This window comes from Mucilaginibacter gossypii (genome assembly GCF_900100945.1).
GTDB lineage: Bacteria > Bacteroidota > Bacteroidia > Sphingobacteriales > Sphingobacteriaceae > Mucilaginibacter > Mucilaginibacter gossypii.
Genome location: NZ_FNCG01000012.1, coordinates 1 through 18,833, shown reverse-complemented (window position 1 = coordinate 18,833; position 18,833 = coordinate 1). Strand labels below are relative to the sequence as shown.

Here is an 18,833-nt window from a genome sequence, read left to right as displayed (position 1 = left end):
TGTTAAATATAGAGGATTGTTACAGAAACCCCCACCCAAACCCTCCCCGGAAGGGGAGACTTTAAAGCCCTCTCTTCCGGGGAGGGTTTGGGTGGGGCCGTGTTTACAAAATGCCCAAATCTTTGTAAGTTTAGCAAACCAATCATTAAACCTATAATCAATGAAACGCATCCTTTTATTGCCGCTTTTGCTGCTGGCTTGCTCTGTCGTCGCTCAAAATAAAAACCCTGATGTTGTTACTACTGATGCAGGTAAAGTATCAGGCTTAACCAATCAGGCGGGCGATGTGCATATTTATAAAGGTATTCCCTTTGCAGCGCCACCGGTTGGTGATTTACGCTGGAAGGAACCACAGCCGGTAAAGCCCTGGGACGACGTTAAAAAATGCACTGATTTTGCGGCCAGCCCAATGCGGGGTAAACCAGACCCCTTTGGTGTTTACACGCGCGAATTCCTGATCCCCTATGAGCCCATCAGCGAAGACTGCCTGTATCTTAATGTATGGACTGCCGCAAAAACACCGTCAGAAAAACGCCCTGTGCTGGTTTATATTTATGGCGGTGGATTTGTAAGTGGTGGAGCTGGCGTACCTATTTATGATGGCGAGGCGATGGCTAAAAAAGGGATCATATTTGTGGTTATTAATTACCGCGTCGGGATTTTTGGTTTCTTCGCCCATCCCGAATTAACCAGGGAATCGCCGCATAATGCATCAGGGAATTATGGTTTGATGGATCAGCTGGCTGCATTAACATGGGTAAAAAAGAATATCGCGGCTTTCGGTGGAGACCCGGATAAGGTTACCATAGCGGGGCAGTCGGCAGGTTCCATGAGTGTAAATTGTTTGGTGGCATCGCCATTAGGTAAAGGGTTGTTCGGTGGTGCAATTGCCGAAAGCGGGGCCAGTTTTATCAGTCAGCAAGGATCAGGCGGGTTGCGGGAAGCAGAGGCAGCCGGTGTAAAAACAGCGACTACCTTGGGTGCAAGCACCATTGCCGAACTAAGGAGTAAACCCGCTGCCGAACTGGTTGGCAAAGGCCAAAGCCGCCCGGTTATTGACGGCTATGTTTTACCCGCAACCATCGCTGATATTTTTAATGAGCATAAACAAAACGATGTGCCTGTACTTACCGGCTGGAACGAAGACGACGCTTTTGTCGGTCCGCCAAAAACTGCTGAAGAGTATAAAAAGATGATAAAAAGCCAATATGGTGCCGATGCTGATGCATTTTTAAAACTATATCCGGCGGGTTCGGACCAGGAAGCCGCGACCTCCCAAACACGGATAAACCGCGATCAGATCTTCGGGATGCAGAATTATACCTGGGCCAATGTGCAAAGTAAAAAGGCGAAGTCGAAAATCTATGTTTACCGTTTTATCCGCCGCCTGCCTGCCACTGCCGATTTTGTAAAATACGGCGCTTTCCATACTGGCGAGGTTGCTTATGCCTATGATAACCTCAAATTCCTGAACCGGCCATGGGGACCTGTCGATCAGCAACTGGCCAATACAATGAGCACTTACTGGGTTAATTTCGTTAAAACCGGTAACCCGAACGGGAAAGGCGTACCTGCATGGCCGGCTTATACAACAAGTGATCATAAAATAATGATATTGGGTGAGAAGCCGGGCGCAAAACCTTTGCCGGATAAAGCCGCTTTGGATTTTATGGTGAAGAAGGCCAACGGAAAGTAATACATAGATAAAGACCCAGATAATAAACGCTGCCAGATACATTTAGGTAGGGAAGTCTTAAACACCCCGCTTAAGAAACTGATGAGACAGCCAGGCTTGAAATGTTAGCGGATACCATAAAACAAAAGGATACGAAACTCCAGATTAATTAAAGTGCTACCTATATTTTAATGAAAGAAACCCACCTTATCAAACAAAAATTTAAAAGCGCCATCCGACGGGGAACCGGCGAAGCGTATTTACTACTGCAACGCTATCCCGGTATTGATTTTTCGGGAGAGATCATCAAAGCCTGTGTCAAAAACTTCTCGTACGATGGACAATGCGAAGGCAGCAGAGGGGAATATCTTTTTGAACTTATTGGCCTTTCGGGGAAAAAAGACAAAATAAAGAAAGCAGTATTAAAAGCCCTGCTAAAACCTCAGAAAGATACCTGGACACTGACACAGCTTTTCAGCCTGGCTAAAATGTTTGCCCGACAAGATGATGCAGAAGCCCGGAAAACCATTTACGATGCCTTTGTTCACAATCCTATTTGGCGATCGGATTGGGCCGGTACCTCAGACATTATACAACTTGATGGTATTGAAGGCTTGAAATTTATTGCTGAAGAATTTGGCAAACGCCTTGAAGCAGATCCGGGAGACTGGCAGGACGAGGACCTCATTAATCAATTTCAAAAAGAAAACCCGGAAACCGACACCTGGGTGCAACTGGATATCAGTGCCAAACAAAATCGCTTTATAAAGATCTACATCGATTCGGTGAGGGAAAACATGGCACAGCGTGCCACAAAGGTAAAACCACCGGAACCCGTTTATAAAAATATAGTTGAGGAAACGCTGTTGAGACAAAGCCAACTTTGGTTTTACAATAGGAAACTAAAAAGCACCGAACTTAAATCAATCGGTCAGCAACTTATAATTGAACGAAAGAAAAGTAACCGGGAAAAATTACTTAAAGTTTTTACAAAGCATCCATTTCCTCTTGACAAAGAATTTCTTTTTGATTGGGCTTGTAAACATCCGGCAAAGAACAGAAGAGTTGTGACATTCGCTATTCAAGCGCTTAGTCTTTTTAAAAATAAAAGCATCAGGGAGTTCGCTTTAAAACAAATTGCTATTGGTAAACAGCCAACACTATTTGTTGAGCTTTTAAAAGAAAATTATAAAAAGGGAGATCATAAACTGTTGACAACCCTCATAGCAAACAGCAATAAAGGCATTGAATTAGAGGGTTTGATAATTGACATTACTAATATCTATTATGCCAATAAAACTCCGGAATGCCGGGAGCCATTGGAGGCACTTTATGATAAACACAACTGCGGTATGTGCCGGAAACATGTTGTTGAAATATTAAAGAACAATAATGTGCTAAGTGAGCGAATAAAAAATGAGATCAGGTTTGATTGCAATGAGGATACGCGGAAACTGTATAATTGACCATATTATTCCGATAATCCTGTTTGTGTATACTTAGCTCCAACTTTACCAATGAATAACAAGGCATTGTGTAATAACGTAACAAAAAAATTCCCTTCTTAAAAATTTGGATAATAAAACTTAAATCACTTATCTTCGTTAATTACCAAAACGCAAGACTATGTAAGCAGAGGGCTTACATAGTCTTGTTTGCTTTTATAAGCATTGCGTCCTTTCTTAAAACAGGGAAGGGCGGTTTTTTTTGGTTGATTAACAGTAATAATATTAATTAATTTTTGCGTTATGGCAGAGGTATCATACTATACCAAAGATGGTTTAGAGAAATTAAAAGAAGAACTACAGAGATTAAAAACAACCGGCCGTGCCGATATATCAAAAGCTATTGCTGAGGCACGCGACAAAGGCGATCTGTCGGAAAATGCCGAATACGATGCGGCTAAAGAAGCTCAGGGCTTACATGAGGCCAAAATAGCCCAGATGCAGGAAACATTGGCCAATGCGCGCCTGCTTGATGAATCAAAACTTGACGTTTCGAAGGTACTTGCATTGTCGATAGTAAAGATCAAGAACCTGAAAAACGGAGCTACCATGAGTTATCAGCTGGTATCAGAGAGTGAAGCCGATCTTAAAACCGGTAAAATCTCGGTAGCGTCGCCGATAGCTAAAGGCCTGCTTGGCAAAAAGGTTGGTGAAAAAACCGAGATCACCGTACCTGCAGGTAAAATTGAATTCGAGATCCTGGAAATAAGCAGATAATTTAATTAGGTGAGTGGTTTATTATGTTGATTGGGTTTTATCCAGCTGTCATAATTAACTGCTTACCTGAATAATTTGCGCTATAAAAGAAACACTCATCCAATCAACATAATCAACCACTCACCAATAATGACCATCTTTTCAAAAATAGTTGCAGGCGAGATCCCCGCTTATAAAGTGGCCGAGAACGATGAATTTCTGGCTTTTTTGGATATTTTTCCGCTTACGGAAGGTCACCTGCTGGTGATCCCAAAGAAGGAGGTTGATTATCTTTTTGATTTGGACGATGATACTTATATAGGCTTACAGGTATTTGCCAAAAAAGTAGCCCTCGGTTTAAAAAAGGCTGTTCCCTGCCCACGGGTTGGAGTAGCAGTTATGGGCCTTGATGTGCCCCATGCGCATATCCATCTTATACCGATGAATGATATGAGCAGCATTAACTTTTCGCTCCCTAAACAAAAATTCACCCCCGAACAATTTAACACTACCGCCGAGAAGATCAGACAGGCAATCAGTTAACAATTGGGATAACATTAATCAAGCTATTAGCTATTAGTTTTGCTCATGCTGCTTTTAGCTTATATATAAACAAAAAGGCCTCATCATAATATAAGTGACGAGGCCTTTTTATGTTTAAAACTCCACATGTGCCCTTAGCGAAAAGACATTTACCGGTCCCCTGTCCTTATTATAGGCCGGGTTGAGTAAAAACTGGTAACCGGGTGTAAGCCAGAACTTTTTTTGATATGCGTTTATTTTATAATCAAGTTCGGCAATAAATTCGGTGCCGTAATTAAGCTTGCCATCGCCTATAATAAAACCGTAGCCGCCGGCTGCAAGATAATCACGATGGGCGTTTGAGATGCCGTTGGCTACAAAAGCCAGGCCCAGTTCGTCATCGCCGCGGTTCCATGAACTTCCTTTAAGTACGCCGCCAAAACTCAATGACCGGTCAATCTCGGTAAAATACCATGTTTGGGTTTTACCATCATTATAACTCACTTTGGCAAATACCCCAAAATCTTTGGTCAGATATTGGTCGGCGCTGATGCCGAAACCATATTTGTGCCTGCCATAAGCTTGTGTGGTATCAACATTGGGGGCAACAGGGCTTTGCGCGAGTGCCAGGCGATAATCTCCCATTTTGCCATTATTATGGAAACCTAAGATCCTGAAGGTACCTTTTTGGCCGTTAAGTGTATAGCGTTTTTCATATTCTAAGGTCTGGGTGTTTGCTTTACCAATTTTTTGATCCCAAATGGCGCCGTTGGCGGTAGTGGTTGACATGGTAAAGGCAAAACGCAAAGTCCAGTTAGGTTGCCCTAATTCGGTATGGATCCCCATAACATATCCGCGGGTATTGGCGGGATAATCCCATGCGCCGTTATCCATTAAGCTCCAGTTCATGAACTGCGTACGCGGATCATGGCTAAATTCATTGCCGTCATAAAAATCGGCCATACCAAATTTACCTACGGTAACCGAAAAGTAACGCTTGCTTTTTAAACCGGCTAACTGGTTGGCATCATCGCTAATGGTGTCTTTATCCTTGCCCCATTCAAAGTTTTGGGTAAAATATAAGCGGGCGATGTAGATTTTCGGCTCTGCGCCGCCTACACGAAAAGTTTCGCCATTAGGGAAACCTGCCGCACCCAGCGTTTTGCTCAGGCCCGATCCGCCCGAAAGTTCGGGATTAAAATAAGCTTCGGCGCCTTTCCAGAGCCTTGCACCGCCAAAAAGCGTAGTGGTAATTGAGCTTTGTGTTTCTTCTTTGGTAAGTAAACTATTGTCGCCGTTATAATCGGCATGAAACGATGGTTTGTATTGGGTAATTACTGTTTGCTGGAAATGGAAGTTGAACCGCTGACGTTTAGCTGTATCCTGCCCCAAAGCGACGGCGGTAATTAATACGGGTATTATAGTAAGTATAAGTTTTTTCATGGGCTGTCAATTTTGGCGCAAAAGTAAGCTTTCACGTTAACTTGAACCACATTCGTCAAAAAACTGTTTTAAATAATGCTCCATAAATGTGTGCCTTTGTTCGGCAAGTGCCTTACCGGCAGGCGTATTCATTTTATTTTTAAGTAGTAATAGCTTTTCGTAAAAGTGATTAATAGTTGGTGCGGTAGTGTTTTTATATTCTTCCCTGGTCATGTTAAGGTTTGGCGGGATCTCGGGATTGTACAATTCGCGGCCTTTAAAGCCTCCATAGGTAAAGGCACGGGCAATACCGATGGCGCCAATAGCATCCAGCCTGTCGGCATCCTGTACTACAGCCAGTTCGGGCGAATGAAAGGAGGGTTTATCAAAGCTGGCCTTGAACGACATATGCCTGATGATCTGTTGCACATGTTCGGTAACACCAGTATCAACATTCATGCTTTGCAGGTAATTGCCGGCAGTACGCGGGCCAATCTCTTCATCGCCGTTATGAAACTTACTATCGGCAATGTCATGTAGCAGGGCAGCAAGTTCAACTACCAACTGATCGGTTTTTTCTGTTTGATTGATGAGCTTCGCGTTTGTCCAAACACGGTGAATATGCCACCAGTCGTGACCACCTTCGGCGTCACTGAGCGTATTGCGCACAAAATTTGCAGTGGCTTCAATGATTTTATTATGTTCCATCTTTTGCAAAGATACTAAGCAAAAGACAGAACAATGGGGTTGTGTATAAAACGTTAAGCAGCGGCTATTTTTTCTGTATCGATAAGTTCGGCAACTTCAATCTCCAAAATAGCGGAAATCTGAAAAAGCCTTTCCACTGTTATTTTTGTATAACCTAACTCAATTTTGCTATACGCGTTTTGTGATATACCCAGCTTGGCTGCAAGGTATTCCTGGGTGTAATTTAATCCCTCCCTGGTATGCCTTATGTTAGCAGCTATAGCCTTGATCTTTAAATTTAGCATATCTTTCATCCATTTACTTATTAGTTCGATTATAAATAACGAAAATAATGGGGTTATGGATTTCAAAATTTTCAATTTTTTTAATGGCTAACCAATTGAAAAGCTGATATTTTATACTTTTTTAATTAAAAATTAACAGCCCTTTATAAGAGCCGGTATAAATACATAGGTTTTAACAACCATATTAATTAATAATAAAGACAAAAAAAGCGACAGGCCGCAAAGTCTGTCGCTTCCAAATTCCTTTTTATTAAAAAACTACTCGCTTAAATTGTAACTAACAATTACCGTGGGCAATAAAGTAGCCGTTTCAAGCGGTACCTGGTTATAAGATATGATTGGCTTGCGTTTGCTGTAATAATCAAATGCCGCCTTTATAGTAGCATTGCTTGTATTTGTCGGCGCATTAAAGTTAATGGAAAACGGCAAAATAAAATCATGCAGTTTTTCATGATCGGGGATGATCCATTTATGATTTGATTTTTTTAGCGCCTCAATGATGGGTACTACCAGTATGGCATCATCGGCATAGTAAACAATTATTTTTTTAATCAAACCTTTTTCATCAGCGGTAAATTTAAACACCGCTGTTCCGCTTGCTTTCTTTTTAATGATTTCGGGCGATACAACAAGACTGTCTTTAAAAAAGCGGTTCATAATAGGACTACCGCCCTGAAACGGAAATGCCAATTGCGCTTGTGCTTTAACCAGTACTGATGATAAAATAAGTGTTATAAATAACAGGATCTTTTTCATTTAATTTTCTTCTTTCGGTTCGCGTTTGCTGCCCTGGTATAATTCATACTCAAACAAGCGGCAATCAAGCTTACCATTATAAAATTCAATTTTTCGGGCTGCCTTCAGGCCTATCTTTTTGGCCAGGTCGGGATTACCCGTAAAAACGTAACCATTATACCCGAGGCATTTCTTTTTCATAAAATCACCCATACGCTTATAGGTGATCTCCAGCTTAGTGTGTACGCCTAAGCGCTCACCGTATTCGGGGTTAAACATTACTACACCAGTTTCTGCCGGAACCTCAGTATCTTCAAAATCACAAACGGCAAAATCGATCAAATGTTCTACGCCGGCTGTTCTGGCATTTTTACGGGCGATGTCAACTGCGTCTTCAGAGATATCAGTGGCAATGATTTTAAAGCCGGTTTCCTTTTTTGCTTTATCTTTTAAATTGCGGCGTTCGGCAAAAAATACGGTTTCATCGTAACCCAGTATGTGCATAAAACCATAATTCATCCTGAACAAACCCGGAGATTTATCAGTAGCCAGCAATGCTGCTTCAATAGCCAGGGTACCCGAACCGCACATAGGGTTAATGAATGTGCTTTTCATATCCCATTTAGTAGCCATAATGGTTGATGCGGCCAAAGCCTCAAGCATTGGTGCCTTGCCGGGTATCTTACGGTAGCTGTGCTTGGCCAGGGTTTCGCCCGATGTATCCAGGAAAATTTCGGCACGGTCATCCTGCCAGTAAAGATGTACCAGGGTTTTATTAACCTCCGGGCCCGAATCGGGCCTGATACCTTTAATGGATTTGATCCTGTCGGCAATGGCATCCTTTACTTTTACATTGGCAAACAGCGGGGTAAGGATGTGCTCGTTATTTACATTTGATGATACCGAGAAATAGCCGGTAAAATCAATCAGCTTTTCCCACTCAATGGTTACCAGCTCATCGTAAAGCTCTTTCGGGTCGCGGGCGGTAAAAGTTTTTAACGAATACAGGATCTGGCTTGCGCAGCGCAAGTTCAAATTAAGCGGAATAGTATCTGTAACGGTCCCTTTTAGTTCAACCCCGGTAGGGAAAACGCGGACCGGCTCATAGCCTAAAGCTTCAACCTCCCTTTGCAGGTAAGGCGAAAGCCTTTTGTTACATGTAATTATGATTTTACTTTCGGTGTGGAAAACTTGCATATTAATTCGGTAAAATTAAGAATTAAAAAGCCCCTATTTTAATTTCTTACTATTAACTTTACATTTTTAAATTATTTGAAGACTAATTATGGAAGTTAAAGGTAAGGTACATGAAGTATCGGCTACCCAGCAAGTAACCGATTCACTTAAAAAACGCGAACTTATACTTGAATATATTGAGAACCCTCAATACCCTGAATATTTAAAGTTTGAGGCTATACAGGATCGTTGCAATTTACTGGATAACGTAAAAGTTGGGGACGATGTAGAGGTTTCTTTTAACCTTAAAGGCCGCCCGTGGACAGATAAAATGGGTAAAAAAACCTATTTTAACTCATTGCAGTTATGGAGGGTTACCCCGCTGGCTGCTGCTAACAACGCGCCTGCTGCACCGCAATATGCAGCTCCGTCAGCTGATATCAGCTCATCGGCCGATGATGATGATCTGCCATTCTAATAAATAAAGAAAAGCATAAGTAAAATATTTCAAGAGGCCCTGTTAATGGGCCTTTTGTTGTTTATACGCTGCCCGTTATAACCCATAGCCTTAAACAGACATCTTAATAATTGATACAATAAAATATTAAGCAGCAGAGTTTTAAATTGAATGTACATTTGTTAAATTTTGTTAAATGCAATTTTTGTGTGCGGATTTAGGATAATTTTGTTTGTTAATAAATGAAGAAAAGGAGCATAGGTTTAATTATTGGCTTAATGAGCTTTGCGTTGCTGGGCGTAATGGCTATGCAATTTTATTTTCTGAGGCAATCATACCAGATGCAGTCTGATTCGTTCGATCGCCAGGTAAGGGAGGCTATGAACAATGTGGTAGATAAGGTTACCCGCCAGGATGCGAATAACTTTTTGAAAACCAAAACCCAGCAAGCTACCATTAGCACCGATAATGAAGAACAGGACATAAGCACGATAAAAGTAGCGGGAATACCAAAAACAAAAAAACATTCATCTGCCCGCGAAAAACGGATTGCTTTACTGCGCGATAGTTTGCAGCGCATGATCCAGCGCAGAAAAATGGATGATGAGCTTAACGGCTTACTACAAACAGAAGGTACGGTTGATTTTAAAGTACGTGTAGAAGAATATACAGACGAGTTTGGCGTAGTACATGAGCAACTTACACCCGAGATAGTGCATACGCGTATTACCCGCAGGGTAGGTCATCCTAAAAAACTTCATAAGTATGATACCTTGAGGTATGTCTACGTCGACCCCCAGTTTGGCAAACAAATGATCTCGGTACCGCGTATCAATCCGTTATGGGTACAGGAACAAACCCGTAAGCAAAAGGAACGGCAGGTTCAACAAATAAAAAAAATGCTGGAGACCGATTCGCTTGAAAAGGCTAACAGTTTGAGCAATAAGCCCACAGTTATTGAAAACCTGGCCGAAGAATACCGTAAATCGGGCGAACCGTTGAATAAACGGATCAACCCTTTCTGGATAGATTCGTTACTGCGTTTTGAGCTGCATAATAAAGGCATTTTTCTGCCTTTCAGCTACGAAGTAACAACCGCCAACAGCGACTCGCTCATATTTTCAAATGCCAGCGACAGCCAGGGCGAAAAGCTGCCTGTGTTTGTAGCGGCAAATACTTACCAAACACCCATTTTTACCAAAGAGGTGATCAACGACCCCGGAAAGATCAGGCTTTCGTTTCCGCAAAAAAACTCATTGATCTTAAGCAATATGACTGCTACCATGGCTACAACCGGCGGCCTTACCATGGTGCTGATCCTTTGCTTCGGTTATACTATATTTTCGATATTGAGGCAGAAAAAGATCTCCGAAATGAAGATCGATTTCATTAACAACATGACCCACGAGTTTAAAACCCCGGTGTCAACCATCATGATTGCCAGTGAAGCTTTAAGGGATAATGAAATTGCCGAAGATAAAAACCGGGTAGCCCGTTTAGCGAACATCATTTTTGAAGAGAACGCCCGCTTGGGCAGCCATATAGAGCGTGTATTAAACATTGCCCGCATTGAGCGTAACGATTTTAAACTGGATAAAAAACCGGTTGATGTAAATGAAATGGTTACCATAGTGCTTGACAGTATGGCGCTCAAACTGCAAAAATGCAATGCTAAAACCACACTGCACCTTGATGCCGAAAAAGCCTATATCATTGCTGATGAGCTGCATTTTTCGAACGTATTATACAACCTGGTTGATAACGCCATTAAATACAGCAACGAAGCGCCTGATATAACTATAAGTACTTTTGTTAAAAACGGGCAAATTGTTATTAAAGTAGCTGATAAAGGTATAGGCATGAGCCGCGACCAGCAATCAAAAATATTTGAACAATTTTATCGCATCCCTACCGGCAACGTGCACAACGTTAAAGGTTTTGGGTTGGGCTTAAGCTATGTTAATACCATAGTAAAACGCCTGAACGGTACCATAAGCGTGAGATCAGAAAAAGAAAAGGGCTCGGAGTTTGAGCTGAAGTTTGCAGTGGCGTAATTGTTAAGTCGGAAAGTCGGGATGTCCGAAAGTCCGTAAGATAAGCTCAGCCACTTAATAAATAAAGACTTACGGACTTTCCGACCTCGGACTTCCGGACTAAAAAATCTTCCTGACTTGGAAAATATATGAAGAAAATACTACTGGTTGAGGATGATGCCAATTTAGGCCTGTTACTGCAAGACTACCTGCAATTGAAAGGTAAGTTTGATGTGGTTTTATGTAAAGATGGCGAAGAAGGCCTACGCGCCTTTACCAAACAAACATATGACTTGCTGATACTGGATGTTATGATGCCTAAAAAGGACGGTTTTACGCTTGGTAAGGATATCCGTAAGATAAATGCCCAGGTGCCTATTATTTTTGCGACTGCCAAAGGCATGATTGAAGATAAAACCCAGGCCTTCAATTTGGGGGGAGATGATTATATCACCAAGCCTTTCCGCATTGAGGAATTACTGCTTCGTATAAATGCGCTGTTAAAACGTACAGATAATATCGGCAAAAAGGAAGAGGAGAAACAAACCTCCTTTAAAATTGGGAAATATACGTTTGATTATACAACCCAGATGATCATGACAACAGACAACCAGCAAAAGCTATCTACCAAAGAGGCCGAATTACTGCGCCTGTTGTGTGTGCATAAAAACGAGGTGCTTACCCGCGAAGAAGCCCTGCTGAACATCTGGCATGATGACAATTATTTTAACGGTCGGAGTATGGATGTATTTTTGAGCAAGATCCGTAAGTATCTGAAAGACGACCCTAACGTGGAGATCATCAACGTACACGGACGGGGGTATAAGCTACTGATTAACTGAACTCAGGGTTAATTTTTGTGTTGAAAAAATTATTTGTGTGATATAGGCCTCAAGGGGGCTTAACCAAGTTAGCTATGTAACCACATATTTGATTTTATGGGCTAGGAAGAGGAAATCTCACAAACCCGCTCTTTCACTAATGTGCTCCAAATTTCATCCACACAAAATATCCAATCCAAAGCAGGATATTGGAGTAAACGCCAGCCAGCACATCATCCATCATTACACCCAAACCACCGCCAAGATCTTCCATTTTGCGTACGCCAAGCGGTTTCACAATATCAAAAAAACGGAACAATACCAATCCGGCTAAAAGGAAATATAAGTTAGCAGGGATAAAAAGCATAGCTATCAGCATTCCGGCAACCTCATCAATTACCACACGCGAGCTGTCTTCGCCCCAGTCGGGTTCAACCTTATTGCCTACAAATACGCCAAGTGCGGTAACAAATATGGTAATAGCCAACAGGTACCAGGGATTTTGCAAAGCCGGGTTTTGCCACAATAACCAGATAAAGCCACAGGTAACAATGGCGGCGTAAGTACCCCCGCCTTTTAAAAAACCGATGCCAAAAATGGAAGCTATTGTTTTATTTAGGAACATTTAATTTGTATCGTTAAAGAATTAAAAATTGTCATTTCGAACGATAGTGAGCAATCTTATACACCTTTCCTGCGGTCATGGCGTAAAGTATAAGATTTCTCTTTCGTCCTCACCCGCTAAAGTACACCCTTCGGCTCTATCGAAATGACAAATAAAGGAATGTATGCCTACTGCTTATCCAGCACATCCTCTGCCGCTTCTGCAACTTCTGGTTCAATAGTATGTCTTTTTGGGAAGTTAAACAGCAATGATGTAAGTACCGGGATAATAAATAACGCTACCGTAAACACCGAAGTGAAAATATCAGCGCTTTCTCCTTCCATCAATTTTGAAAATCCCGCTTCAGGATAAAGGTGGATGAATAACGATGAGGCCAGTTTAATGCCCAGTACACCAATCACGATAAAAGCTACGGTTTCCAGGAAAGTGAATTTTTCCATCAGCCTCACAAAAGCCTGGGCAACAAATCGCATAGCCAGGATCCCGATAAACACGCCAATATAAATTAACATCTTATGGTCAGTAAATGCAACAGCTGCAAAAACGTTATCAATAGAGAAGGCAAGGTCCATCAGCTCCACTAAAGCTATAGTTGCCCACAAATTACCTATCAAACCAACGGTTGAGCGGTAAAGCCAGTTCTTGTTTTTATCAACCGTTTCTTCTTCAGCATCGCCGTCGGCCTTTTTCAGTTTGCCTTTAAAATAATTGAAGCTCAGGTATATCAGGTAAAGGCCTCCAAGTGGTTTCAGCCACCAAACAGATACCAGCCATGCCGCTAAAAACAAACAAACACCCCGTAAAACATATGCACCTATAATACCATAACGTAGTGCTTTTTTACGCTGATGCGGAGGCAGGTCAAGTACCATGGTAGCCAGTACGGCAGCATTATCAACGGATAGGAGGCTCTCAATAACAATCAGGTTTAGGACAATCAATAGGCCGGCCTTAAGGTCGGGGCCAAGCAGGTAATGTAAAAACTCCATAAATTATATAATATCGGTATTAAGCATTGCTTTTAAAATATTGGCCTGCACATCCACATCGCTCAGGCTTTGTAAAAAGTTGATGTCGGCTATTTTTTTGTAGTTTTCGGCTAATAGGCTTTTTATTTCGGGAGGCATATAAGCTTTCATGGTAACTACATCGCTTTGCAGCTTATCAATTTTGTCCTGCAGCTCATGCATCAGTTTTTCCCTTTTTGACATATTGTTATTATGCTCGATGCCCGAAAGCTTTGTAACATCGCAAAATAGGAATAAATTATTGGCAGGCGAAAATAAAAAGTGCCTGTCTTCATCCATAAATTTATATACTTCCAGTATCAGGTTACCGGCCTTTAACCCACAGTAAAACTCTGTACGGAACTCGCGTTTTAACAATACCCCCATCAGCTTACGCTGAATAGTAGCGTAGTTATTATGATAGGTATCATTATAGTTATGCTGCACAAGTTCATTATACAGCTCGGGAGTTATGTTATAAAAAAAATCGGAACCATAGCGCAGGCTGAAGGCATTGATATTTTTGGAGAAAGGATAATCAGCCGAGTTATCTGAAAGTACCTGGTAAAGCTTCCGCAACGAAAGGTTTACTTTCAGCGCCTGCCGTTGTCTGTCTATCTTGAAATCCTGCTCGGTGAGCACATTATCATCCATCTTATCAATCATTTCCCGGGTAAGCTGGATCTCGTCGAGCACAAGGCTTACATTGTTCTCGTTGTTCTTCTTGATCTTGCGGAGCAGGTCGACCAGACTGGTGGTAAATTGCACATGAAAAAGTTCCAGCTTGTTGATATCGATTTCGGGATTGGTTTCAAAAAGCTTATGGATAACCTGGGTACGCAGGTAGATCTTATAAATGAGTTCATCTTCAAAAAATACCGACAGCAGTTGAAGCTTGCTGAGCATCCTGTTTGAGCTATTTAAAATATTTAGCCTGTTTTCATCCATCAACGTACAATATCCCTTTTATAAATGTAAAAATACAAAATTATGAGATTGAATGTTGGGGCGTATGTTACGAATCGGGTGTGTATTTGGATTATTGACCTTAGAGGGCACCGCTTTAATTGAACCCAAATTTGCGTTAGGGATTGAAGCGGATACCGGCCGGGAGCGTAATGCCTGCAGGCGTATGAGCGTAATGCCCGGCCGCAGGCAACGCTATGATTGATTTCGGAGTTGGGATTTTCGAATTCGGATTTCTTTTAATATCATACCTGAGCTAAATGAACTAAGGATTTTTTATTGGTTTAGCATTCGGTCAATTATCAAATTCTGTAAATTCTGATTCAGACAATGGCGTTGCCTCCGGCCCGGGCTTTTCGTTGCAAGTCCTCGCCTTTCCTACCCGCAACCTCTCTACGCGCTCCGGGCTTTACACTGCAATCTAACGCGCCCCACGCGCAATCCCCTAATACCATATCTATTCCCATCAAAATAAATTATATTTACATAAAGGTGTAACCTGGTCTGTAAAAGTGTGGTCACAGGGGTTATATAATGCAGAGCAAGCTTTCAGATATCGAACTTATTGAGCAAACCCTGGCTGGTAACCAGTTCGCGTACGCTGATTTGGTTAAGCGGCACCAGCGTTTTGTTTTTACGCTGGCCCTGCGTTTTGCAAAGGGCCGGGAAGATGCTGAAGAGATTGCGCAGGATTGTTTTGTGAAAGCGTACCGCTCGCTGGCTTCGTTCCAGGGGCAGTCAAAATTCAGTACCTGGCTGTATAGTATAGTTTATACTACAGCTATGACATTTTTAAGAAAGAAACGGGTGGATACCGATTCGATTGATGATGAAGGTACATTTGTACAGGTTGAGAGCCATGAATCGGCATATGATACCAACAACGCAGAAAACAAATCGCGGTCATATTACCTGAACCAGGCAATTGAGCAATTACTGCCCGATGACGCCACTATTATTACCCTGTTTTATAAGGGGGAGCAATCGTTAGAAGAAATTGCCCAAACAATGGGTATTGAAACAAATACCGTTAAGGTTAAACTATTTAGGGCACGCCAGCGTTTGAAAGAAAAGCTGGAGCGCAATTTAAAACACGAGGTGAAAGAACTGATATGAACACCATCGAAGAAAAACTTTGGAACTATATTGATGGTACCTGCACACCGGCTGAGCAGGAAGCCATTGCCAGGCTTATTGAGGAAGATGAGCTGTACAAACAAAAGTACACAGAGCTGCTTGTGCTAAACCAGGAGTTTGCCGGCCTGGAACTTGATGAACCATCAATGGCCTTTAACTATAATGTAATGGAGGCTATCAGGGCAGATCAGGCACTGGCACCTCTAAAATCAACTATAAATAAAAAGATTATACTGGGTATTGCGGCTTTTTTTGTGCTAAGCATATTGGCCCTGCTGGCAATCACCGTTTCAAATGTCCAAATTTCTGGAAATCCGTTCAGTGTTGTAAACATTAAACTACCTGCAAATTTAAAATTGCCTGCAGCCAACGCCATTTTCAATAGCGCTTTCATGAAAAGTTTTTTCGTGTTTGACGTAATTTTGGCGCTATTTTTAACTGATAGTTATCTGCGTAGAAAAAAAGCTGCAAAAGAGGCATAAAGTGTTCAGTTTTCTATATGCCAAATCATCCAAAGTGTCATATTGACACTGGTCACACCTGGCTTTTGTAACAGGAATCTCAGTTTTAACCTATGATTAATGTATCAACAAGAATACATTAAATAAAAATTTAAAAAGTCGCCGCTTTTGGCACAGTGATTGTGACAAGATTTACGAACTGGTAAACTTACCGGTTTAATTGTGATAAGGTTTAGGTTGAAAGTCTCCCGACGCAAGGTTGGGAGGCTTTTATTTTTTAAAGGCGATCCTTCTCTCAAACCAATAACAGATTCCATTTAAAATTTCCCCGATGGAAAATTATATCCGGATCCATTTAACCAATGACAAGCCCATACTTACGCTAATGCCATTAAAAGAGGTATTGAAAAAGCTGCCTTCTGCAAAATTTCAGCGCATTCACCACAGGTATATTGTTCCGGTAGGTAAAATAAAATCCTTACAAAATCGTACAGTGCAATTAAGCAGGTATTGAATTGCCGGTGAGCGGTGCTTACTATGAAGTTATCCGTGGTTTGGTTACTTAAGCTTGGTTTTTTTAATACTCATTACCCAATAACCAAAGAACAGAAGCCATCGCAAAAGTATACGACGGCTTTTGTTCTTTGAGTAAACTTAAAGTTTTGGTCAATGTTATTGCTGGAAATAACCGGCAGCTCTCATATCAGCAATTAACCCGACAGCTTTAGGCTGCCAATTTAGGGCCGCGCGTGTTTTTTCGCTGGATGAGGGGCAACCCAATGATGCAAAGTGTAAAAACCATCCAAAATGCGCCGCCGCTTCATCACCTGTTTTGCTCAGTACAGGCAAATGCAGGCCCTGACCAATTGCTTCGGCAATTTCGCGAAATTCGATACCTTCTTCAGCTACGGCGTGAAACACACGAAGCCCAGGTTGCTTTTCTATAATCAGGCGATATAGAACTGCGGCATCTGAACGGTGAACGGCAGGCCAGCGATTGCTCCCTTCAGCTATATAGACCGATTCTCCTTTTTCCCGGGTCATATTAATGATCATCGGTACAAAACCATGGTCGCCCTCACCATGCACACTGGGCGACAGGCGCACCGTATAAACTTTTACACGTTTTGCCGCGGCAGCCGCGGCGGCCTCCTCTGAAGCTACGCGCGGAATAACATCTGATCCTGCAGGCGGCGCGTCATCTTCTGTAACCAGCCGGCCATAATTCAAAAGCCCTACTCCGGAGGTAATAACTAAAGGTTTACTTGTTCCGACAAGTGCATCGCCCAGGGCTTCAATTACCTTCCGGTCGGCTTCACAATTGGCCTTAAACTGTGAAAAATCATGATTAAAAGCCGTATGGATTACAGCATCGCACGCGGCGGCACCTTGCTGAATAAATTTCAGGTCGTTGATGTCGCCAAGGTATACTTCGGCACCGGTTGATGCCAATTGTTCAGCGCCTTTATCTGAACGGACGAGGCCAAGTACCTCATGGCCTGCCTCTAAAAGTTCTTTTACTATTGCTGAGCCTACAAATCCTGAGGCTCCGGTTACAAATACACGCATAGGTCAATGATTTTATTTGATACAAAATTCCCCAATAAAATCATGCTAAAGATGGTCAGCTGACCATAATTTCAATTAGCGCAGGAGCTGCGCGTGACGGATACGGGTAAGGGTTTTTATGGAGATGCCCAAATAAGCGGCAATCATACGCAGGGGCAAACGAGCCAGGTAGTCCGGGAAGGTTTGGATAAAATCTTCATACTTTTCTTCGGGCGTTGCGCTTAATGAAATCAGGATCCGCTTCCGGCTGTAATGGATATTACGGGCAATAAGGCCTTCGGCAAATTTTTTTAGTTGGGGCACCTCTGCCAGCAACATATCGAAATCCTTTTTTTGCCAGCAGAGTATCTCGCTGGGTTCTACTGCTCCTATGCTCACTTGTGAGGGTATCTGCCGGTCATAACTTTCAACATCAAGCGTCCAGCTGTTTTCCGGTGCAAATTGCAAAATATGCTGATTACCTCCCGCCGAGATATTGAACGTGTGCAGTAGCCCGCTTACAACAAATACCTTGTGCCGGCAAATTTCGCCTGCGCTAAAAAGGAGCTCATTACGGCGCAATTTTCTTGCCACTGCCAGATCACTGACCCTGCGGACCGCTTCCTCAGCCAGGCCACTCCTTCGCAGATATGTTTCAAATTCCGGATGCATCATCCAAAAATAATAAACATTTCAATAGCAAGTTTTCAGATGCGTATAAAATGAGATTCCGATAGATCATCACTGTTGTCCGGTAAAGTTTGTTATTGTTATAAAAAGACTGCATTATGATATAAAAAGAAGGATTTAGGTTTTAAAGCGGATGTCCAAGCCCCCCCAATTTTAGTTGCCGTGAGTGATTTGTTGACATGACGGACAGTTTCTCCGGATCGTTCAGAAAGTTAAATAGGTGGATATAACTCATCAGATGGAGTCTTATAATAGAACTCAGATTAGAGAAAGACCATTGTCTTTTGAGTTGTACCTGGACAATTTTGATTAGAAGATCGGCAATAAAAGCGCACCATATCTGTATTTTGATTGCATTCTCATTA

The 18,833-nt window shown here is 42.1% G+C and carries 21 protein-coding genes; 11 read left to right on the top strand and 10 right to left on the bottom strand.

The features are described 5' to 3' along the window. Positions 1 to 160: 160 nt before the first annotated feature. From BLS28_RS19850 to BLS28_RS19835, 4 genes are all read left to right on the top strand, one after another. A complete protein-coding gene (locus BLS28_RS19850) occupies positions 161 to 1,696 on the top strand; it encodes a carboxylesterase/lipase family protein (RefSeq protein WP_091171628.1) in 1,536 nt (511 codons plus the stop codon). A gap of 170 nt (positions 1,697 to 1,866) precedes the next feature. Then, positions 1,867 to 3,141: a hypothetical protein gene (locus tag BLS28_RS19845; protein ID WP_091171626.1), complete on the top strand. Its 1,275-nt coding sequence runs from the start codon at positions 1,867 to 1,869 to the stop codon at positions 3,139 to 3,141. Between the two features lie 282 nt (positions 3,142 to 3,423). Then, positions 3,424 to 3,897, top strand: coding sequence for a transcription elongation factor GreA (gene greA / locus BLS28_RS19840; RefSeq protein ID WP_090530524.1), 474 nt, complete (start codon positions 3,424 to 3,426; stop codon positions 3,895 to 3,897). Between the two features lie 126 nt (positions 3,898 to 4,023). Beyond that, complete coding sequence (locus BLS28_RS19835; RefSeq protein ID WP_091171991.1) at positions 4,024 to 4,419, top strand: HIT family protein; 396 nt, start codon at positions 4,024 to 4,026, stop codon at positions 4,417 to 4,419. 114 nt (positions 4,420 to 4,533) lie between these two features. Here BLS28_RS19835 and BLS28_RS19830 read toward each other — a convergent pair whose 3' ends face one another. The 5 genes from BLS28_RS19830 to BLS28_RS19810 form a co-directional block, all read right to left on the bottom strand. Continuing rightward, positions 4,534 to 5,841: a carbohydrate porin gene (locus BLS28_RS19830; protein ID WP_091171624.1), complete on the bottom strand. Its 1,308-nt coding sequence runs from the start codon at positions 5,839 to 5,841 to the stop codon at positions 4,534 to 4,536. Between the two features lie 36 nt (positions 5,842 to 5,877). Then, complete coding sequence (locus BLS28_RS19825) at positions 5,878 to 6,528, bottom strand: HD domain-containing protein (RefSeq protein ID WP_091171622.1); 651 nt, start codon at positions 6,526 to 6,528, stop codon at positions 5,878 to 5,880. Positions 6,529 to 6,581: 53 nt separating this feature from the next. Further along, complete coding sequence (locus BLS28_RS19820; RefSeq protein WP_091171621.1) at positions 6,582 to 6,821, bottom strand: helix-turn-helix domain-containing protein; 240 nt, start codon at positions 6,819 to 6,821, stop codon at positions 6,582 to 6,584. 249 nt (positions 6,822 to 7,070) lie between these two features. Further along, positions 7,071 to 7,568: a hypothetical protein gene (locus tag BLS28_RS19815; RefSeq protein WP_091171619.1), complete on the bottom strand. Its 498-nt coding sequence runs from the start codon at positions 7,566 to 7,568 to the stop codon at positions 7,071 to 7,073. After that, positions 7,569 to 8,744 (bottom strand): THUMP domain-containing class I SAM-dependent RNA methyltransferase, encoded by a 1,176-nt coding sequence (locus BLS28_RS19810; RefSeq protein ID WP_091171618.1) that lies wholly within the window; start codon positions 8,742 to 8,744, stop codon positions 7,569 to 7,571. It abuts the gene before it with no gap. A gap of 88 nt (positions 8,745 to 8,832) precedes the next feature. On the opposite strand from BLS28_RS19810, the gene BLS28_RS19805 reads away from it, so the two are divergent. The 3 genes from BLS28_RS19805 to BLS28_RS19795 all read left to right on the top strand — a co-directional run bounded on the left by BLS28_RS19805 (position 8,833) and on the right by BLS28_RS19795 (position 12,055). Beyond that, a complete protein-coding gene (locus BLS28_RS19805; RefSeq protein ID WP_091171616.1) occupies positions 8,833 to 9,201 on the top strand; it encodes a DUF3127 domain-containing protein in 369 nt (122 codons plus the stop codon). Between the two features lie 221 nt (positions 9,202 to 9,422). After that, positions 9,423 to 11,234: a sensor histidine kinase gene (locus BLS28_RS19800; protein WP_091171615.1), complete on the top strand. Its 1,812-nt coding sequence runs from the start codon at positions 9,423 to 9,425 to the stop codon at positions 11,232 to 11,234. 128 nt (positions 11,235 to 11,362) lie between these two features. Further along, positions 11,363 to 12,055, top strand: coding sequence for a response regulator transcription factor (locus BLS28_RS19795; protein WP_091171612.1), 693 nt, complete (start codon positions 11,363 to 11,365; stop codon positions 12,053 to 12,055). 136 nt (positions 12,056 to 12,191) lie between these two features. Here BLS28_RS19795 and BLS28_RS19790 read toward each other — a convergent pair whose 3' ends face one another. The 3 genes from BLS28_RS19790 to BLS28_RS19780 all read right to left on the bottom strand — a co-directional run bounded on the left by BLS28_RS19790 (position 12,192) and on the right by BLS28_RS19780 (position 14,572). Continuing rightward, on the bottom strand, positions 12,192 to 12,659 hold the full coding sequence (locus tag BLS28_RS19790; RefSeq protein ID WP_091171610.1) for a phosphatidylglycerophosphatase A family protein: 468 nt from the start codon (positions 12,657 to 12,659) through the stop codon (positions 12,192 to 12,194). Between the two features lie 167 nt (positions 12,660 to 12,826). Next, on the bottom strand, positions 12,827 to 13,648 hold the full coding sequence (locus BLS28_RS19785; RefSeq protein ID WP_091171608.1) for a TerC family protein: 822 nt from the start codon (positions 13,646 to 13,648) through the stop codon (positions 12,827 to 12,829). A 3-nt stretch (positions 13,649 to 13,651) separates the two neighbouring features. Further along, entirely contained in the window at positions 13,652 to 14,572 is a 921-nt protein-coding gene (locus BLS28_RS19780) for a hypothetical protein (protein ID WP_256337490.1), read from the bottom strand. Between the two features lie 106 nt (positions 14,573 to 14,678). On the opposite strand from BLS28_RS19780, the gene BLS28_RS30970 reads away from it, so the two are divergent. From BLS28_RS30970 to BLS28_RS19765, 4 genes are all read left to right on the top strand, one after another. Then, positions 14,679 to 14,837, top strand: coding sequence for a hypothetical protein (locus BLS28_RS30970; RefSeq protein ID WP_176844522.1), 159 nt, complete (start codon positions 14,679 to 14,681; stop codon positions 14,835 to 14,837). A 329-nt stretch (positions 14,838 to 15,166) separates the two neighbouring features. After that, the gene (locus tag BLS28_RS19775) at positions 15,167 to 15,748 is read left to right on the top strand and encodes an RNA polymerase sigma factor (RefSeq protein WP_091171604.1); all 582 of its coding nucleotides are present in this window, start codon (positions 15,167 to 15,169) and stop codon (positions 15,746 to 15,748) included. Next, positions 15,745 to 16,251, top strand: coding sequence for an anti-sigma factor (locus BLS28_RS19770; protein WP_091171602.1), 507 nt, complete (start codon positions 15,745 to 15,747; stop codon positions 16,249 to 16,251). Before BLS28_RS19775 ends, BLS28_RS19770 begins: the two co-directional genes overlap by 4 nt. Positions 16,252 to 16,561: 310 nt before the next feature. After that, positions 16,562 to 16,744 carry a LytTR family DNA-binding domain-containing protein gene (locus BLS28_RS19765; protein WP_091171600.1) on the top strand — a complete coding sequence of 61 codons (183 nt, stop codon included), beginning with the start codon at positions 16,562 to 16,564 and terminating at the stop codon, positions 16,742 to 16,744. A gap of 158 nt (positions 16,745 to 16,902) precedes the next feature. Here BLS28_RS19765 and BLS28_RS19760 read toward each other — a convergent pair whose 3' ends face one another. Both BLS28_RS19760 and BLS28_RS19755 read right to left on the bottom strand, forming a co-directional pair. Next, positions 16,903 to 17,799 (bottom strand): SDR family oxidoreductase, encoded by an 897-nt coding sequence (locus tag BLS28_RS19760; protein WP_091171599.1) that lies wholly within the window; start codon positions 17,797 to 17,799, stop codon positions 16,903 to 16,905. 75 nt (positions 17,800 to 17,874) lie between these two features. Continuing rightward, a complete protein-coding gene (locus BLS28_RS19755; RefSeq protein WP_256337489.1) occupies positions 17,875 to 18,453 on the bottom strand; it encodes a Crp/Fnr family transcriptional regulator in 579 nt (192 codons plus the stop codon). Between the last annotated feature and the right edge of the window lie 380 nt (positions 18,454 to 18,833).

Coding starts and splice junctions, on each gene's coding strand:
- BLS28_RS19850 (WP_091171628.1), top strand. CDS start 161: ATGAAACGCATCCTTTTATTGCCGCTTTTGCTGCTGGCTTGCTCTGTC.
- BLS28_RS19820 (WP_091171621.1), bottom strand. CDS start 6,821: ATGAAAGATATGCTAAATTTAAAGATCAAGGCTATAGCTGCTAACATA.
- BLS28_RS19800 (WP_091171615.1), top strand. CDS start 9,423: ATGAAGAAAAGGAGCATAGGTTTAATTATTGGCTTAATGAGCTTTGCG.
- BLS28_RS19815 (WP_091171619.1), bottom strand. CDS start 7,568: ATGAAAAAGATCCTGTTATTTATAACACTTATTTTATCATCAGTACTG.
- BLS28_RS19785 (WP_091171608.1), bottom strand. CDS start 13,648: ATGGAGTTTTTACATTACCTGCTTGGCCCCGACCTTAAGGCCGGCCTA.
- BLS28_RS19765 (WP_091171600.1), top strand. CDS start 16,562: ATGGAAAATTATATCCGGATCCATTTAACCAATGACAAGCCCATACTT.
- BLS28_RS19845 (WP_091171626.1), top strand. CDS start 1,867: ATGAAAGAAACCCACCTTATCAAACAAAAATTTAAAAGCGCCATCCGA.
- BLS28_RS19810 (WP_091171618.1), bottom strand. CDS start 8,744: ATGCAAGTTTTCCACACCGAAAGTAAAATCATAATTACATGTAACAAA.
- BLS28_RS19770 (WP_091171602.1), top strand. CDS start 15,745: ATGAACACCATCGAAGAAAAACTTTGGAACTATATTGATGGTACCTGC.
- BLS28_RS19775 (WP_091171604.1), top strand. CDS start 15,167: ATGCAGAGCAAGCTTTCAGATATCGAACTTATTGAGCAAACCCTGGCT.
- BLS28_RS19760 (WP_091171599.1), bottom strand. CDS start 17,799: ATGCGTGTATTTGTAACCGGAGCCTCAGGATTTGTAGGCTCAGCAATA.
- BLS28_RS19805 (WP_091171616.1), top strand. CDS start 8,833: ATGGAAGTTAAAGGTAAGGTACATGAAGTATCGGCTACCCAGCAAGTA.
- greA (WP_090530524.1), top strand. CDS start 3,424: ATGGCAGAGGTATCATACTATACCAAAGATGGTTTAGAGAAATTAAAA.
- BLS28_RS19790 (WP_091171610.1), bottom strand. CDS start 12,659: ATGTTCCTAAATAAAACAATAGCTTCCATTTTTGGCATCGGTTTTTTA.
- BLS28_RS19830 (WP_091171624.1), bottom strand. CDS start 5,841: ATGAAAAAACTTATACTTACTATAATACCCGTATTAATTACCGCCGTC.
- BLS28_RS19780 (WP_256337490.1), bottom strand. CDS start 14,572: ATGCTCAGCAAGCTTCAACTGCTGTCGGTATTTTTTGAAGATGAACTC.
- BLS28_RS19795 (WP_091171612.1), top strand. CDS start 11,363: ATGAAGAAAATACTACTGGTTGAGGATGATGCCAATTTAGGCCTGTTA.
- BLS28_RS19755 (WP_256337489.1), bottom strand. CDS start 18,453: ATGATGCATCCGGAATTTGAAACATATCTGCGAAGGAGTGGCCTGGCT.
- BLS28_RS19825 (WP_091171622.1), bottom strand. CDS start 6,528: ATGGAACATAATAAAATCATTGAAGCCACTGCAAATTTTGTGCGCAAT.
- BLS28_RS30970 (WP_176844522.1), top strand. CDS start 14,679: ATGTTACGAATCGGGTGTGTATTTGGATTATTGACCTTAGAGGGCACC.